At 37.7% G+C, this 16,899-nt stretch carries 15 protein-coding genes; 11 read left to right on the forward strand and 4 right to left on the reverse strand.

Annotated elements, in window-relative coordinates:
* Positions 1–38: 38 nt before the first annotated feature.
* From udk to CA2015_RS07015, 7 genes are all read left to right on the forward strand, one after another.
* On the forward strand, positions 39–668 hold the full coding sequence (gene udk / locus CA2015_RS06985; RefSeq protein ID WP_048641264.1) for a uridine kinase: 630 nt from the start codon (positions 39–41) through the stop codon (positions 666–668).
* A gap of 163 nt (positions 669–831) precedes the next feature.
* Positions 832–1,209, forward strand: coding sequence for a hypothetical protein (locus CA2015_RS06990; protein WP_157470357.1), 378 nt, complete (start codon positions 832–834; stop codon positions 1,207–1,209).
* Positions 1,210–1,310: 101 nt separating this feature from the next.
* Positions 1,311–4,268: a protein translocase subunit SecDF gene (secDF, locus tag CA2015_RS06995; protein WP_048641266.1), complete on the forward strand. Its 2,958-nt coding sequence runs from the start codon at positions 1,311–1,313 to the stop codon at positions 4,266–4,268.
* Positions 4,269–4,458: 190 nt separating this feature from the next.
* On the forward strand, positions 4,459–5,130 hold the full coding sequence (locus tag CA2015_RS07000; RefSeq protein WP_048641267.1) for a hypothetical protein: 672 nt from the start codon (positions 4,459–4,461) through the stop codon (positions 5,128–5,130).
* An 80-nt stretch (positions 5,131–5,210) separates the two neighbouring features.
* Complete coding sequence (gene metK / locus CA2015_RS07005; RefSeq protein WP_048641268.1) at positions 5,211–6,464, forward strand: methionine adenosyltransferase; 1,254 nt, start codon at positions 5,211–5,213, stop codon at positions 6,462–6,464.
* Between the two features lie 525 nt (positions 6,465–6,989).
* A complete protein-coding gene (locus CA2015_RS07010) occupies positions 6,990–7,571 on the forward strand; it encodes a DUF1572 family protein (RefSeq protein WP_048641269.1) in 582 nt (193 codons plus the stop codon).
* Between the two features lie 9 nt (positions 7,572–7,580).
* Complete coding sequence (locus tag CA2015_RS07015; RefSeq protein WP_316934199.1) at positions 7,581–8,333, forward strand: EcsC family protein; 753 nt, start codon at positions 7,581–7,583, stop codon at positions 8,331–8,333.
* Positions 8,334–8,340: 7 nt separating this feature from the next.
* On the opposite strand, the gene CA2015_RS07020 is transcribed toward CA2015_RS07015, so the two are convergent.
* Together CA2015_RS07020 and CA2015_RS07025 are read right to left on the reverse strand one after the other, a co-directional pair.
* Complete coding sequence (locus CA2015_RS07020; protein ID WP_048641271.1) at positions 8,341–9,435, reverse strand: Gfo/Idh/MocA family protein; 1,095 nt, start codon at positions 9,433–9,435, stop codon at positions 8,341–8,343.
* Positions 9,436–9,437: 2 nt separating this feature from the next.
* Positions 9,438–10,049, reverse strand: coding sequence for a hypothetical protein (locus CA2015_RS07025; protein ID WP_048641272.1), 612 nt, complete (start codon positions 10,047–10,049; stop codon positions 9,438–9,440).
* A 518-nt stretch (positions 10,050–10,567) separates the two neighbouring features.
* Between CA2015_RS07025 and CA2015_RS07030 the strand changes: the two genes are divergently transcribed.
* Entirely contained in the window at positions 10,568–11,314 is a 747-nt protein-coding gene (locus tag CA2015_RS07030; protein WP_048641273.1) for a hypothetical protein, read from the forward strand.
* Positions 11,315–11,477: 163 nt separating this feature from the next.
* On the opposite strand, the gene CA2015_RS07035 is transcribed toward CA2015_RS07030, so the two are convergent.
* The gene (locus CA2015_RS07035) at positions 11,478–13,058 is read right to left on the reverse strand and encodes an FG-GAP repeat domain-containing protein (RefSeq protein ID WP_048644400.1); all 1,581 of its coding nucleotides are present in this window, start codon (positions 13,056–13,058) and stop codon (positions 11,478–11,480) included.
* A gap of 386 nt (positions 13,059–13,444) precedes the next feature.
* Positions 13,445–13,885: a response regulator gene (locus tag CA2015_RS07040; RefSeq protein WP_048641274.1), complete on the reverse strand. Its 441-nt coding sequence runs from the start codon at positions 13,883–13,885 to the stop codon at positions 13,445–13,447.
* Positions 13,886–14,178: 293 nt separating this feature from the next.
* Here CA2015_RS07040 and CA2015_RS07045 point away from each other — a divergent pair, with 293 nt between their 5' ends.
* The 3 genes from CA2015_RS07045 (at position 14,179) to CA2015_RS07055 (ending at position 16,703) form a co-directional block, all read left to right on the forward strand.
* Positions 14,179–14,931: a 4'-phosphopantetheinyl transferase family protein gene (locus CA2015_RS07045; RefSeq protein ID WP_394332062.1), complete on the forward strand. Its 753-nt coding sequence runs from the start codon at positions 14,179–14,181 to the stop codon at positions 14,929–14,931.
* A 159-nt stretch (positions 14,932–15,090) separates the two neighbouring features.
* Positions 15,091–15,462, forward strand: coding sequence for a BlaI/MecI/CopY family transcriptional regulator (locus CA2015_RS07050; protein ID WP_048641276.1), 372 nt, complete (start codon positions 15,091–15,093; stop codon positions 15,460–15,462).
* Positions 15,459–16,703 carry a M56 family metallopeptidase gene (locus CA2015_RS07055; RefSeq protein ID WP_048641277.1) on the forward strand — a complete coding sequence of 415 codons (1,245 nt, stop codon included), beginning with the start codon at positions 15,459–15,461 and terminating at the stop codon, positions 16,701–16,703. The genes CA2015_RS07050 and CA2015_RS07055 overlap by 4 nt, the downstream gene beginning before the upstream one ends.
* The last annotated feature ends 196 nt before the right edge of the window (positions 16,704–16,899 follow it).

A 16,899-nucleotide genomic window follows, 5' to 3' on the forward strand; every position in this document is an offset into this window, starting at 1 on the left:
CTTGCTTTACTACACATGAAATCTGTAATCATCATTTTATGACCAAACCATTTATCATAGGAATTACTGGAGGAAGCGCTTCGGGTAAAACACACTTCCTAGACAAGCTTTTACATTCTTTTGAGCCTGGACAGGTATGTTTGATTTCTCAGGACAACTATTACAAACCCAGGCATCAGCAGCCTACGGATGAGCGCGGTATACATAATTTTGACACACCGGATTCCATAGACTTCGAACAGTATGCGGAAGATATTCGGAAGATACAAGATGGTCAGACCATTGCCAGACAAGAGTACACCTTTAATAACCCCAACAAAAAACCAAAAATGTTAACTTTCACCCCTGCTCCTGTAGTGGTGGTTGAAGGAATTTTTGTATTGTACTACCCAGAACTTGCCAATCTATTGGACTTAAAGGTTTATATAGATGCCAAGGAACACATTAAGTTAAAAAGAAGAATAGTAAGAGACAAAGTAGAGCGTGGTTATGATCTTGACGACGTGCTTTACCGCTATGAAAGGCACGTTATGCCTACTTACGAAAAGTACATTGCTCCATTTAAACATGATGCAGACCTGATCGTGCCCAATAACAGCGATTTTGAAAAGGCTTTAGAGGTAATAAAAACATTTTTGCGTTTCAAAATAGGTAAGGAACAGACTTGATATTATTCATTTCCTCTACCTCTACTGTCCATACCAATGCCCTTATTTTCCATACTTCACAGCAAGAATAGACATAAACAACTGTTTTACAGAAGGTTTACTAATAAAAATTAAAAAGGACAGCCATGCCTTAATTGGAAAAACTTTTTTATATTTGCAACCCATGAAACTGAACAGAAAAAATAAAGGATTAATGCGCCAAAGGCTCACATTACTTATAGTAATGCTTTTTTGCGTATTCGTTTCAAGTTCAGAATTAATGTTAAGCATAGATTCCAAGGAAAATTCTTTGGCAGTACAATTGGATTTATCTTCGGACAATGAAGATGGACAATCTGACGACACCCGTACTTTTATCCATACGAGTATAGATGCCGTAGTACCTTTTGTCATGTATGCTTTAGATTATGCCTACCACTTTATCTATGAAATTGTTATTGCCGACCGACCCCAAACCAATTTCAATTTAGGTACTGACCTTGAATACAATCAATTATTCAAAATACTTTTTGAACAGATTATTTCTGTCAACGCACCCTGAGTAATACACTCCTACTTTTTTTAATAGCTTCATTGAATCTTTGATTCAAATGGAAATTCTATATAAAATCAAACACAACATTTAATAATCAATCAACAAACATGAAAAACAAAGGGATAATCGTTTTTTTTACGGTGGTCATTACAGCCCTATGCCTGTATTACTTGTCTTTTACATTGGTATCAAACAATGTACATGAGAAAGCCACTACCTATGCAACCGACGAGTCGGGTAATGTCGATTTTGACAAAAGACAAACCTACTTGGATTCTATATGGAGAGAGCCGGTTTATAATTTCTTAGGTCTACCATTTACCTATCAAGAAGTTAAAAATACAGAACTAGGATTAGGGCTAGATCTTCAGGGAGGTATGCATGTAACACTGGAAGTTTCTCCAGTAGAAATAGTTAAAGGCCTAGCTGGAGGCAGCAAGGATGCTGTTTTCAATGAAGCAGTTGATGTTGCTAGAGAACGTGCAAAAACAGTAAATGATAAATTTGTAAACATCTTTTACCAAGCTTGGCAAGAAAAAGCCGGTAACAAGTCATTGAATACAATATTTGCTACTGCTGCAAATAGAGGAAGAATCTCCTTGGAGACATCTGATGCTGATATACTAAGTATCATTGACAGTGAAGTAGAAAATGCTATCGACAGGTCTTTTAATATTCTTAGAACCAGAATTGACCGATTCGGTACTTCACAGCCAAATATCCAAAGGATTCAAAACACGGGTAGGATTCAAATTGAGCTTCCTGGTGTTGACAATGCAGAGAGAGTAAGAAACCTCCTTCAGGGAGTTGCCAAATTACAGTTTTGGCAAGTAGCAGAAATAAACGAGTTTGGTGATGCTTTACAGCAGGTGAATACTTACCTGGTTGAAGAAGCAAGAAGTCAAAAGCAAGCAAATGGTTCTACTGAAACATCTGCAGCTGCTGATACAACAGGATTGGAAAGTGATTTAGCAAAACAACTTGCTGAAGGCGGAACAGATGCTGATTCATTAGGAACTGAAGCTTCTCCTTTATTCGCATTACTAAAAGCCAATTACGGCTTAGTCTATGAATTAAGAGACACCATTGCCATCAACAGGGTATTGAAAAGAGATGATGTGAAATCTTTACTTCCAAGAGATATAAAATTCATGTGGTCTGTCAAGCCTCAGGTGCAGGATGGAGTTGAGTTATTGGAGTTACACGCTATCAAAGCCCCTCGTGGTACAGATCAGGCTCCTTTAGAAGGTGATGTAATCACAGATGCCAGACAATCTCTAGATCAGGCTTCAAGGCCGGCAGTAAGCATGCAAATGAATGCTGAAGGTGCTAGAAACTGGAGAAAACTTACTTCAGAAAACATCGGTAAAAGAATAGCTGTTGTATTGGACAATTATGTATACACAGCTCCTACAGTACAAGGAGAAATTCCTTCCGGACAATCCGAGATCACAGGGAATTTCACAATGGAAGAAGCCAAGGATTTGGCCAATATCTTAAAATCAGGTACACTTCCTGCACCTACCAATATCGTGGAGGAAGCCATCGTTGGTCCAACTTTGGGTGTTGAAGCTAGAAGTCAAGGTATCAACTCTATGATTGCCGGTCTACTTTTGGTTGTATTGTTTATGATAGCCTACTACTCAAAAGGTGGATTTGTAGCCATTGCAGCTTTATTGTTTAATATCTTCTTTATTTTAGGTATTCTTGCTCAACTAGGAGCTGCACTTACACTACCAGGTATTGCTGGTATCGTACTTACGATTGGTATGTCCATTGATGCAAACGTTCTGATCTTCGAAAGGATTAAAGAGGAACTTAAAAATGGATCGGGTATTCTACAAGCGATTAGCAGTGGGTATGACAAGGCTTTCAGTGCCATTCTCGATTCAAACGTTACTACTTTCCTTACAGGAGCAATCTTGTATGCATTGGGTCAAGGTCCTGTTAAAGGATTTGCTATCGTACTTATGATAGGTATTGCATCTTCTTTCTTCTCTTCCGTATTTATCACAAGAGTGATCGTTTACTGGATGAGTAAAAAAGGTGATAAAAGTAATATTTCTTTTGCTACTCCATTTGCAAAAAACTTATTCAGTGACTTGAACATTGATTTCTTGGGCAAACGTAAAGTTGCTTATTTAATCTCTACCGGTATAATTGTTGTCGGAATGATACTTGCATTGACTTCCGGCATCAAATTCGGAGTTGATTTTACAGGTGGTCGTTATTACATTGTTGAATTCAGCGAATCAGTTCCTGCTTCAGAATTAAAAGTAGGTCTTGACAGTGAATTTGATGGAGCCGTGGAAGTCAAAACCTATGGTGCCAACAATGTATTAAAGGTAACCACCTCTTATTTGGTAAATGAAGACAATGACGCTGCCAACAGGGAAGTAGAAGACAGGGTAAGAAATGGTATTGCTGCAGTCACAGGATTTAGTTATCTGGAGGACGCTACCAAACTTTCCGGAAATGATTTCTCTATTACAGGCTCTAATAAAGTTGGTGCTACAGTGGCCGATGACATCAAAAACTCTTCTTTGGAAGCTATGTTTTTCTCCCTTGTGGCCATCTTCCTTTACATCTTATTAAGATTTAGAAAATGGCAATTCTCATTGGCATCTATCATTGCCCTTATTCATGATACCTTCTTTGTTATCGCAGCCTTTGCAATAGCAAGTGCTTTTGGTGCCACATTTGAAATTGATCAAGTATTTATTGCTGCCGTGTTGACAGTAATTGGTTATTCAATAAATGATACCGTTATCGTATTTGATAGGATCAGAGAGAATATTTCTAACCGAGGTACTAGTAAAATGGTACAAATGTTCAATGATGCTATCAATCAAACCATGGCCAGAACACTTATTACTTCCGCAACTACTCTGATCGTTGTTTTGGTGTTGCTTATATTTGGCGGTGAAGTATTAAGAGGCTTTTCCTTTGCCTTATTAATTGGTGTATTGGTGGGTACCTATTCTTCTATCTATATTGCTACTCCGGTAGTTGTAGATTTAATGAAAAGAGAAATTGACAGCGAAAGCGAAGTTCCCGTAAAATAAGATTAAACCCGAAATATGCAATAGACATTCTATTACATAATCCGGGTTAAAACCATAATTTGTTTATTTAAGAAGAGTCATTCCTAAACAGAATGACTCTTTTTTCATTTTTATGCAAATAAAATACCCTGTTCAGGGTATTGTGGGAAATTTTAGTTCTTGATAACTTGCAGACATCTAATGTAGTCTTATGCAATTGTCATTCTATTCCATAGCGCTTTTACTTGGGATTTTGTTTGCCACACTGTATCTTTTATTGGGCTTTCACCCAAAAGAATACAGAAAAATAAATTTCCTAGTATTGTTCATCCTATTTACAGAACTTCTTTCTGTATTTATTTGGACCAAATCAGAAGCAAACTTAGTCCAAGATTCATACTTATTTAATTTGCTATATGTCTATATCAGACCTACAGCTATGCTATTGCTTTTCAGCCAACTGCCTTTTAGTTGTCAGCTCCAAAAAACAGTATTACCCGCCATTAGCGGATTTTTAATTATTGGTTTATTGAATAGTTTATATTTACAGCCCATAAATGAGTCCCTACAATCCTATACCTATCTTCTTGGGCATGGTTTGGTTTTGTCCTACAGTGTGATCTTTTTTAAAGACATATTAAAACAAAGTAAATTTAGAGACGTCAACCTTTTGTCTTTACCCTATTTTTGGATGGCCTCGCTTATTCTTTTCTCTTATGGCGAACGCTATATATTCTTCATTTTAACCTATTATTACCCCTCTATAGGTAATTATGGTGTAGGGCACGTTTTTCTTTGGGTGCAGTTTCTTGCCGGAATAATGTACCTTTCATTGGGCCTGTCTTTTTTCGCTCCAAGGTTTTTTAATAGATACTATACTTAATAAAGCATGCGTTTTGAAAATATAGTTTTTAATTTTAGGCTTTAGATGTAAATTTACACTTTAATCAAAAAACGCAGTGTATGTCCTATTTATTCACTTCGGAATCTGTCTCCGAAGGTCACCCAGATAAAATATCTGATCAAATTTCAGATGCAATTATTGATAACTTTTTGGCTTTTGATCCCAATGCAAAAGTGGCCTGTGAAACCCTAGTTACTACAGGCCAAGTAATTCTAGCTGGAGAGGTCAATTCATCTACCTACTTGGATGTTCAAAAAATTGCTCGGGATGTTATCAACAGGGTGGGCTACACCAAAAGTGAGTACATGTTTGATGGTAGTTCATGCGGGGTTCTTTCAGCCATACATGAACAGTCTCCTGATATAAATCAAGGAGTAGACCGAGGCAATCCTGAAGAACAAGGAGCAGGAGACCAAGGGATGATGTTTGGTTATGCTACCAAAGAAACCAGTAATTTTATTCCTCTAGGACTTGATTTGTCTCACCGCCTATTGAAAGAACTTGCGGCTTTGCGAAGAGAGAACAATGAGATAAAATACCTGCGACCTGATTCAAAAGCACAAGTCACTATACAATACAGTGATGACAATACTCCCGAAAAAATTGACTCCATTGTAGTATCAACCCAACATGATGAATTTGACATGGAAAAACCCATGTTGGAAAAAATTCAGAATGACATTATAAAAATTCTAATTCCAAGGGTTAAAGCCCAACTCCCGGAAGCCATACAAAAGCTTTTCACTGACAAAATTCAGTACCATATCAACCCTACCGGTAAATTTGTGATTGGTGGCCCTCATGGGGACACTGGCCTTACTGGGCGAAAAATTATAGTAGATACCTACGGTGGCAAAGGGGCTCATGGTGGCGGTGCTTTCTCAGGTAAAGATCCTTCCAAAGTGGATAGGTCTGCAGCCTATGCTACACGGCATATTGCCAAAAACATGGTCGCCGCAGGTGTTGCAGATGAAGTATTGGTACAGGTTTCTTACGCAATTGGCGTTGCAAAACCTATGGGATTGTATGTCAATACTTACGGCACAGCCAATGTTGCTTTGTCGGATGGGGAAATAGCTCGTAAAATAGAGCAATTATTTGACATGCGACCTTTTGCAATTGAAAACAGGCTTAAACTGAGAAACCCTATCTATGAAGAGACTGCTGCTTATGGTCATATGGGTAGAGAAAATGAAGTTGTAACCAAAACCTTCATTGCTCCAGACAAAGCTTCCATTACTTTGGACGTGGAATTGTTTACTTGGGAAAAACTCGATCAGGTAACAGCCATAAAGAAAGAATTTGGCATCTAAATACCAAATTAAAAAATGTTTTAATAAGAAAAAGACAGCCTATATGGCTGTCTTTTTCTAGTTTAAGCCGAATGCTAAAAAAATCGGTACATCCTAAGGTTAAGTAGCTAATTCAGATCGGTATTTCGTCATTATTGTTTTCCCATGCGTCCTAACTGAAAGCTAATTTGAGCCATAAAGAAGAAAATGGAATTGTATGACAAAGCTTTCCAATGCATCGGAAAGTGTTAAGAAATGTTTGTAAAAGTAAGAAGCCCCCATTCCTAGACAAAATTTAACCCAGATTATGTAATAGAATTTCTCCGTCCTGACAATAGTCAAGGGTGAAGCCTGTCCCGTGTTTACGGGAAGTGTTGCAATCGCAAGCAAATCAGACTGTTTGGATATTTTAGCATAGCACCGCTTTGGTGAAATTGAAAACAGCAACGAAGTGACTGATTTTAAAGCGATTTCAGCACGTAATAGATTGTCTATTGCATATTTCGGGTTTAACCTAAGCTGTCAAATTCCGTTTAACTAACTGATATGAAAACTCCACAGCAAGAATTTCTTGAAAGTACTATTCAGCTATTCCGCTATTATAAAAGTCAGGGCGAAAAAGCTTTGGAACAAATTCCTGATGAGAAACTTTTCTGGCAATTTAATGAGGACTGCAACAGTGCGGCTACTATAGTCAAACATTTGTCCGGAAATATGCTTTCAAGGTGGACTGGGTTTTTAACTTCAGATGGAGAAAAACCTTGGAGAGACCGCGAAGGGGAATTTAGAAATGACTTTAAATCCAGAACAGAAATAATGAAGGCCTGGAAAATTGGTTGGGATACCCTATTCGATGCCTTGGATCATTGTACCGAAGATGATTTCAACAAACAGGTATATATCAGAAATCAATCCCATTGCTTGATAGAAGCTGTTAATCGTCAACTTGCACATTATTCTTCACATATTGGCCAATTGATCTATCTGGCAAAAATGTTGCATACTGGTGCTTGGAGAAGCCTCAGTATTCCCAAAGGTGAATCCGAATCATTCAACAAAGAAAAATTTGCTCAACCAAAAAATGATGTGAAGTTTTCTGATGAATTTATAAAAAGAGATAATAAATAAAACATGCCTATGAATAAAGAATACATAGACCAACAATATGAATCTCTCGCCAGAAAGGAGTTAAAAATCTGGTTAGATAAACAGCACCAAAGCCCTTCGATAATTAGCAGAATAACTAGCGGCACGCAAAGGTCTATAAATAATATCATACCTGATAATATTCATCAAGCGGTAACATTTGCCATCGAAAAAATGGTAAAAGGAGTATTGATTGGCAATAAATTTATCTCCACTAAGCCTTACCTCTACGGACAACTTAGGCATAGGGAATTAAAAGCCCGAAAAAGTATAAAGGCTTACACTAGAACAGCATCTGTCGAAGGAGCTGTCACCGGAGCGGGTGGTATATTAATGGGTTTTGCAGACTTACCGGCTTTCTTGGCGATAAAAATGAAAATGCTCTTCCAGATTGCTGCTGCCTTCGGTCATGAAACCAAGGAATTTAAAGAGCGGTTATTTATTCTCTATGTATTTAAGCTTACTTTTTCAACCCAAAAAACCAGAAATGAAACCATAAACATTATAGAAAACTGGGACACTTATTCCCAAACCCTGCCAGACAATCTAGATGATTTTGATTGGAGACAATTTCAATTGGAATACAGAGATTTTATGGACTTGGCAAAATTGGCGCAAATGATCCCAATAATAGGCGCAGGAATTGGTGCGGTGGCCAATTACAAACTAAGTCTATTGCTTGGAAAAAACGCCATTCAAGCATACCGACTGAGACATCTTCAAAAGAATAAGGAATTGACTTGAGCCTCTATTATTTAAGGTAAATTCGCTTCCCTTTCTTTGCACTTTCCTTCGCAGCATCCAGGATCTCCACAACCACAAGATTGTTTTCCAAAGAAGACAAATCATCGGCTTCAACTTTTATTTTCCCCCTAACAACAGCCGCCAAATAGGAAAAAGGATCGTTATAAGGGTTTTCCCTGGGACTTAGATTTTCAGCTTTCTCTTGCTTTTGCCCTTCTTTTCTGCTTAGCAATAAGGTATTATTTTTGGCAAGCAAATACCCTGTTTTACCATATACCTCCATGTCTTTTCTGCTAAAAGGCCAATTCCATGATGCCTGAATCACTCCCTGTGTATTGGGATACTCCAGCAAGATGGTAGCCTCATCATCCACTTTTGGATATATATCAGGTTTGATTTGCTTAAGCTCCGCAGTAACAGAAATGGGTTTTTGACCATCCATTAACCAAGTCATCAGGTTGGCGCCATAACAACCAAAATCAATAACTGCTCCGCCTCCATTTAACACAGGATCGGTCAACCAATCCAAAAACTCCTGATTGACTCCGATTTCCATAGGCCCTTCATGACCATCATTCACAATGACCCTCCTCACCGGCCCAATTACATTATCCTTTAGTTGCTTTTTAACTTCATGATTGCTGGCATACCAGGTAGTTTCATAGTTGGTCAGCAGATGAATTTGATGTTTCCTGGCCAGATCAGCCATCTTTTTTGCATGTTCCATACTGACAGCCAAGGGCTTCTCAACCATCACATGTATGCCACGAGGGGCACAGGCCTCCACCACTTCTAAATGTTGGTAAATGGAGCCAAAGGCCGTAACAGCTTCGGGCTTTACAGCCGAAAAGAGGGATTCCATATCTGGATAAAGCAGCTCCTCACTTAAATTATGACGGGACATCAAGCGATTGGCCAAAGCATTGTCAGGTTCCACAATACCTACAATCTCAACATCACCTTTAGCCTCCCTGCCCAGTATCCAGTTAACATGCGAATGAGTAAGCCCAACTACGGCGATTTTTACTGGAGATTGACCAAATAATAATGGAACGGGGAACATTAATACAAGTGTAAAAAATACAACTAGTGATTTTCTCATGGTTATTTCTTTTTAATAGAATCAATTAAATTATGAAAATATCCTTCTTGATTACCGCGTCTTTTATTCCTTGCTTTTTGTCTTCTCTTCTTGTTTTGTTTATTCCCTTTTACAAGAACTGACCTTGCTGAAATACCAACCTGCCCATTGTACCATGGCTGTCTGCCAACGATATTTATATTTGGCTTATAATCCACTGAGAAATTGATCCCAAGTAAGGTGAGTTCAAGTCCTGCAAGTAAATCCACCCCTACGGTTCCGTTGCCATACGTTTGTATGATCTGCATGCTTTCAGGTATTTTTTGACGGCTTTCTTCTATTCCAAAAGAAACACCCGCACCGTAATAGTAATTTAATCTTTTCGTCACCAATGGGCGATGCCTTTCTAATATGGCATGGGCAGTGGTATTGTAAACAAAGTCACTTTGAAGAATCCCTTCCACCGTAAGCCCCTTTTTGATACGCTGCTGTAAAGTAAATCCCAGCATACGACCCTGATTATTATTGCCCAGCCTTAGACCAGCACTCGTGCCATAACTCTGCCCTGAGACCATGGGAACATGGACAATAAGTAACATTATCGTTAAAATAACTATAAAATTGTTTTTCTGCATTACAATAAATTAAATATCAGGTATATACACCAAAAAGCCAGCCAAATCCTCACATAATTCATCAAAATGTTTCAATCCGCTTATTTTGTAAAGGCTAAATCTCTGAATCCCCTCTACCTGAAAGCTTTAACCCGGATTATGTAATAGGATTTCTCCGCCCTGACAATGTCAGGGGTGAAGCCTGTCCCGTGTTTACGGGAAGTGTTGCAATCGCAAGAAAATCAGACTGTTTGGAGATTTTAGCATAGCACCGCTATGGTGAAATTGAAAACAGCAACGAAGTGGCTGATTTTAAAGCGATTTCAGCACGTAATAGAATGTCTATTGCATATTTTGGGTTTAACCATAAGCCTAATCTACCCCAATGAAAATGCGCTAGATTAAAGCATTGTATAGATTAAAAACAACTTCTACAATATCCTCCAGTATATTTATTACTAAAACAAGAATTATATCGATGTGTTGTGATATTGTATCAATAAATAATTAAATTTAAGTTTAACAATAAAGTCTGAGTTATGAAATCAATCCTATTAATGATCTGCTTTACCATTACTACTGGACTTATGTCTCAGGAATTGGAAGGTGCATGGATTTTAACCCATCAAAATGGAGAAGCGATTACTGACAAAGAATTTATAAAAATTTACCAGGATGGTTACTTTTCCTTTGGAGCCAAAGAATTAAAAGGAGATAAATTTCTTTATGCCGGGGGAGGGGAATACACATTGGAAGGAAATGTTTACAATGAACACTTGGACTTTTTGACTCTTGATCCTGAACAAATTGGAACCACCAATCGATACACATTGGATTTTGCGAATGACAGGCTGATTATTTCTACAAAAATAAAAGGAGAAGACCTTATTGAAATATGGAAGAGGGTCTCGCAAGAAACTGATGATCTTACAAGAAACTGGGTAATTACCGGAAGAAAAAGAGGGGATGAACTTTCAGAAATGATTCCAGGAGCCAGAAGAACAGTGAAAATCTTAAGTGGGGGCAGATTTCAATGGATTGCCTTCAATTCTGAAACAAAAGCCTTTAGTGGTACAGGAGGAGGTGAATATGAAGCAAAGGATGGGAAATACACTGAGAAAATCACCTTCTTTTCAAAAGATGACAGTCGCGTGGGTGCAAATCTTGAATTTGATTATAAAGTCATTGACGGAAAATGGCACCATTCAGGTTTAAGCTCAAAAGGCGATCCAATCTACGAAATCTGGTCTCCATACGAGGAAGCTTATAATTCCAAGAAAAAATAATTTGACCCAACTTTCCCTTTGGAAAAGCTAGTATTTAACCTGGATGTGGCAATATTTTCTTCAGAGGGGAATACCTAAGCAAAGTAAATAGAGGCATTTGAATACATAGGCCTAGTAAGGCAGTAGAGAAAAGTAAACTAAACCCTACCCTTTTAGGCCCATTCTATTTCGTGCTCGTATTTTCAAGCCAGGCAAAGGGAAGGGTTCCATCTGACCATTTTTCGAAATACCGTGTATGATCTGTGCCGAAAATCATTGAGCCCAGCAAAATATCAAGGTCTCCATCACCATCCATATCTCCTGCATCCATGGCCATCCATCTCCCATCGGTACTTCCGGCAAAGGTTTGGGCCTCAAAATTCATTTCTCCCTTATTTTCTAAATAAACAAAACTCTCCTCTGGACTTTTTTCATAGTCTGGGAAAAAGCTTATTGCAGCGATATCTATGTCTCCATCTTGATCAAAATCTGATGGAATAGCCTTGTAAGCCCCATTAAGGGGATAAAAAAAGGATTCTTTAAAATGGTTGCTACCATCATTCATAAATATCCTAATGCCATGATAAGGCTTACTGATAGGATCATAATCTGCATTGTCCCCGGCAGTATAAATAATATCATCGAAACCGTCCTCATTAAAATCAAACAGTTCAAAATAGCTTGATCCATAGGTAGGAGGGAACCTCAATACAGGCTCTTCTGCAAATTTACCATTTCCCTGGTTGTGATAAATAAAAATACCCTCATCTCCTTGTCCAAAAAGCGCAACGATGTCCTTTTTACCATTTTTATTTAGGTCACGGATATAGGCTTTGGTTGCCCCGGGTTTGTTTCTTAACACAAATTTCTGAAGGTTTCCTGAAGGACCTTGTTTCCACCATCCAAGGCTTCCTGTATTTTTCCCATATTCAGCGATGACCATGTCTTCCAATCCATCCCCATCAAGGTCTCCCATGTCCATATGTACAGGTCTTTGTAAGTCTTTGGCCATGATTTTTGTTACCTGACCAGGAGTATTGGGCAGGCGCATGACAAATCCAAGGTCCATATCTGTTGGGTTAAATGTGCCTATAACCAGCGCATAAGAATATTCCTTACCTTGATGTACCCATACCGTACCTTCAGGACTAGAGGCTGTTTTCTGAACCTTAAACTTATTGTCCATAATCGAAAAAGTAGACCTTCCTGCATCACTGATGTACCATTGGTTAGGCCCAATTATACTAACCATCAAGTGCATGGGGTTCTTTGTTTTACTAGCAGGCTTATGCAGCTTAAAATAATCCAGGTTTTTTTTAATTTCCTTAATAGGACAATTGGGAAGTTGCTCAGGTGCCTGTTCCAGGTAAAAGGCTTTAATTTTATTGAAAATCAAAGTATCTATGGTAGGGCTTTTTGGAAAAACATTTGCACGCTCTACAATTACTCCTGCCCGACCACCTTCTAATAGTCCTAACCTGGTTGTGTCCGAGTCATAAATACCAAAAAAATGACCCATTCTAGGAAGTATGGTTTCCCATGTCTTTTTATCCAGCTGATTCGGTTCGGGATACAAATGGCAGCCCGCACAATAAGTCTTGGCCAAAACATTTGCCGGCTTATCTAATGGGTTTTGTAACACCTCTTTTTTCTGCTCAATTTTGGGAGAGGCTTTGTCCTTGTTTTGATTTTGATGGTCGCTCCTATTACAGGCCTGTCCTAACACGATAAAACTAAAAACAAGGATGTAACGCACTATAGACATGAACATTCAGGGGTTTGAATATTAATAATATTGATTAGCCAAAGATAACCAAGCCCTAACAATATAGAATCATTTAGGACAGATAATGAAGAAGGATTGCCCAATTCCATCAAGAAGTTAGCTAATAAGCTAAGCTTGTGCCCTAGGACTTTCTCTAAGATGACCTTTATTTGGTCAGACAGCTATCAAATGCCACTATAAAAATCAGCATTACCATTCATTCCATTCTAAAACGGAACTCAAGTTAATAGCATATCAATTTGATTTTTTGCGGATAGAAACTGGTTTCAAACCAAGTTTTAACTGATGAATAATCAGGTTTTTACGTGTCATGGTTTTCTAAACCCAAGGAACATAAAGCGCTTAGTAGTTCTATTGGCTAATTCTTAACCCATCTTCCTGCTCATATTTGGTTCGGAAAAAAGACAATTCCGAATCGCCGTTTGCAGGGAGTCATTGTTAAATGGCTTTGTCAAAACATTGTCCATCAAAAGGGTTTGTGATTTGGCAACCTCAGAAAGGTCAGCCGTAACAGCAATAATGGGGATCTTTTTGTAAAATTCACCACAAACTCCTCCACGAATTGCTTTGGCTGTTTGATAACCATTTAAAACTGGCATCTGTAAATCCATAATGATAAGGTCGAAATAGCCTTGCTGTAATTTCTCCAGTGCCTGCTCTCCATCAACGGCCATTTCTACAAATGTATTATGCCATTTTTTAAACATTGATCCCATTACCATTCTAATTATGGGATCATCGTCTACAATTAAAAATTGTTTACCTTCCAGGCTTGTACCCCGGATGCTAGTATCGCTGTTGTTCATTTTAAAAAAGTAAGCTTTAGGCTTAAAAACAATATAATATTAAAAATATAATATCAAAATACCTAGAAAATACTTTAAGAAGCAAAATTTTAGCAATAAAATTCAATTTTCAGATTATGATTGTTTTATAATTTGATAAATTCATCATAATACCAAAATATAAGACAATTTTATCCCTTAAAGCTTAATTTCTCTAACTTGAAATGAAGGCAATATTTTATTTATATTTAATAGGGATTTCCTGAAAATCAGGCTGTAAATGTAAAGTTACCCAAGGCTAAATGAAACCCTTTATGAATCTGGCAACCATAAATTGTGAACAAATTCCTTCCCCAATTTGGAGCCCAGGCACATGCTCTAAGCTTCATAGCAAGGAAGTTCACTTATGGCGAATAAGACTTAACCTCCCTCTAGTCGAACTGTCACATTTAGAAAAAAAACTGACAGCTAAAGAAAAAATGAAGGCATCAAAGTATTTACATGAAAGGGATAGAAATAGTTTTATTATTGGACAGGCCTGCACAAAAATGCTAGTTGCACAATATTTAAATATTGAGGCCTCTCAGGTTATTTTCCAAATTGGCATGAATGGTAAACCCTATATTCCCATTCATCATAAGCTACATTTCAACCTTAGCCATTCTGGAGAATGGGTTTTTATTGCATTTGGTTCTCAGGAATTAGGGATTGATTTGGAGAAAATAGCAGGAAATTTCATTACTGACTCCCTATTGGAACAATGTTTTCACAGCAATGAACTTAAAGTAATTAAGGATTCCTATGACCCAATTGCCGAATTCTATAAATTTTGGACAAGAAAAGAAGCTTTTTTAAAAGCAACAGGCATAGGCATAGTCGAAACCCTAAACCAATTCACTTGCTTAGACCAGTACCAAGAATTTATGTTCCCCTCCCTTTCCAACAAAACCAATTGGCAGCTCAGAAGCTTTTTTATGGATCAATCCTATGCAGTGAGTATTTGTACTTCTCCCCTTCCCAATAGGGTGCGCTTTTTTGACTATGAATCAGAGATCGATCTAACCTAAGACTACTATTTATAAGCGATTAGGCCAAACATTGTAACACACATTAATAAAACTCGAAATTTTACTAAAACAAGCATGCTCAAGACATATTTTACGTATTTTTCGTAGATTTACGATTTTTACGTAGATAAACTAATTTTTATTTACTACATTTAAATTATGGAAGCATTAACGAACAACGAGGAACAGGTGATGCAAATCATTTGGGAACTGAAAAAAGCACTTGTCAGAGATGTTTTGAATCAATTCCCTGAACCGAAACCTCCTTATACGACCCTAGCCTCAGTGATCAAGCAACTGGAGAACAAAGGCTACCTGGACCATAAGACCTATGGCAATACCCATGAGTATTTTCCAATAATAAGTAAAAAGGCTTATCAGCACAGCAGCTTTAACCTTCTAGTGAAAAACTACTTTGAAGGTTCTGCCAAAAATGTTTTGTCATTTATGGTAAAAGAGGACAAACTATCGGATAAAGATATTCAGGACTTAGAAAAAATGGTAGAGAACCTTAAAAAGAAATCATCATGACAAACCTTATCAATTACTTGTGGGAAGGCAGCATATGTTTAACATTACTTTGGGTATTTTACAAAGTTTGCCTCGAAAGAAACACCTTTTTTGCATGGAATAGGACATTTCTACTCTGCTCACTGCTTGTAGCTTTGGTTTTTCCTGCATTAAACTTTGCGGGAATCAATGGTATAAATTTGCCCAATGAAACCATTTCTATACAATTGCCAACATTTGAATTGAATAGTTCAAATCAGTTTCAAAACTCCTTTAAAGCCTTTTCAATAAGCAATTTGATAGTTGGTGTTTACTTTATAGGAGTAATATTGGTCCTTGGCCAATTTCTTTTAGGCTTGGTTTCTATAATGGTTCAAACCAAAAAAGCCAAAACTACTTATAAAGGAAAATACCTCCTTTTAGAGCACCCTACTTTTGAGCCCTCTTCATTTTTCCACTTTATCTTCTTACCTGAAGGCGCACTTCAGTCCCAACAGAATGTCGATTGGGTCATTGCCCATGAGACCACACATGCAGACTACAAGCATAGCTGGGACAGGTTGTTGCTACAGGTAGTAAAGGTAGTTTTCTGGTTTTACCCTATATATAGCAAGTATGAAAAGGCCCTGGAGGTATTGCATGAATACCAGGTGGATGAAAAGATGACAAAGTCCTATCCTTTAGAAGAATACGCAAGGCTTTTACTCAACCTTACAAAGACAAAAAATACAGGTTTACTAGTACATAATTTCAATCAATTTCAAATCAAAAAAAGACTTACAATGATGACACAACCCAAATCAAAATGGACCGCACGAAGTATATATGCTTTGGCATTACCAGTATTTATATGCCTGTTTGCCTTGGTTTCATGCGAGCAAAAGGATGAAATAATAGAAGTAGCAATGACAGCAAATGAAGCAAATACCAAGAATTTGCTTCCAAATGAAATATTTGATATTGTTGAGGTTATGCCTGTTCCTCCACAGGGTATGGAAGGCTGGAACAATTATTTAAGCCAAAACCTTAAATACCCCCAGTCCGCTAGAGATAAAAAAATAGAAGGAACGGTTTACTTGGAGTTCATAGTCAACGAAGAAGGAAGAATAATAAATCCATCCGTAATTAAAAGTATCGATCCAGACTTGGATGCGGAAGCTCTTAGGGTAATTAAAAATTCACCCGATTGGACTCCCGGAATCCAAAGAGGACATAATGTAAATGTGAAATTGAAACTTCCTATAAGGTTTAAACTGGAGTAAAACAGAATTGCTAAGGTGAATTCTCCTGGCCAAAGGCAGTAAACGCCATTGGCCAGGTTTTTTATCCTGACCAACAGGCTTTAAACCCGGATTATGTAATAGGATTTCTCCGCCCTGACAATTGTCAGGGGTGATAGCCTGTCCCGTGTTTACGGGAAGTGTTGCAATCGCAAGACAATCAGACTGTTTGGAGATT

This window comes from Cyclobacterium amurskyense (assembly GCF_001050135.1).
Classification (GTDB): Bacteria; Bacteroidota; Bacteroidia; order Cytophagales; family Cyclobacteriaceae; genus Cyclobacterium; species Cyclobacterium amurskyense.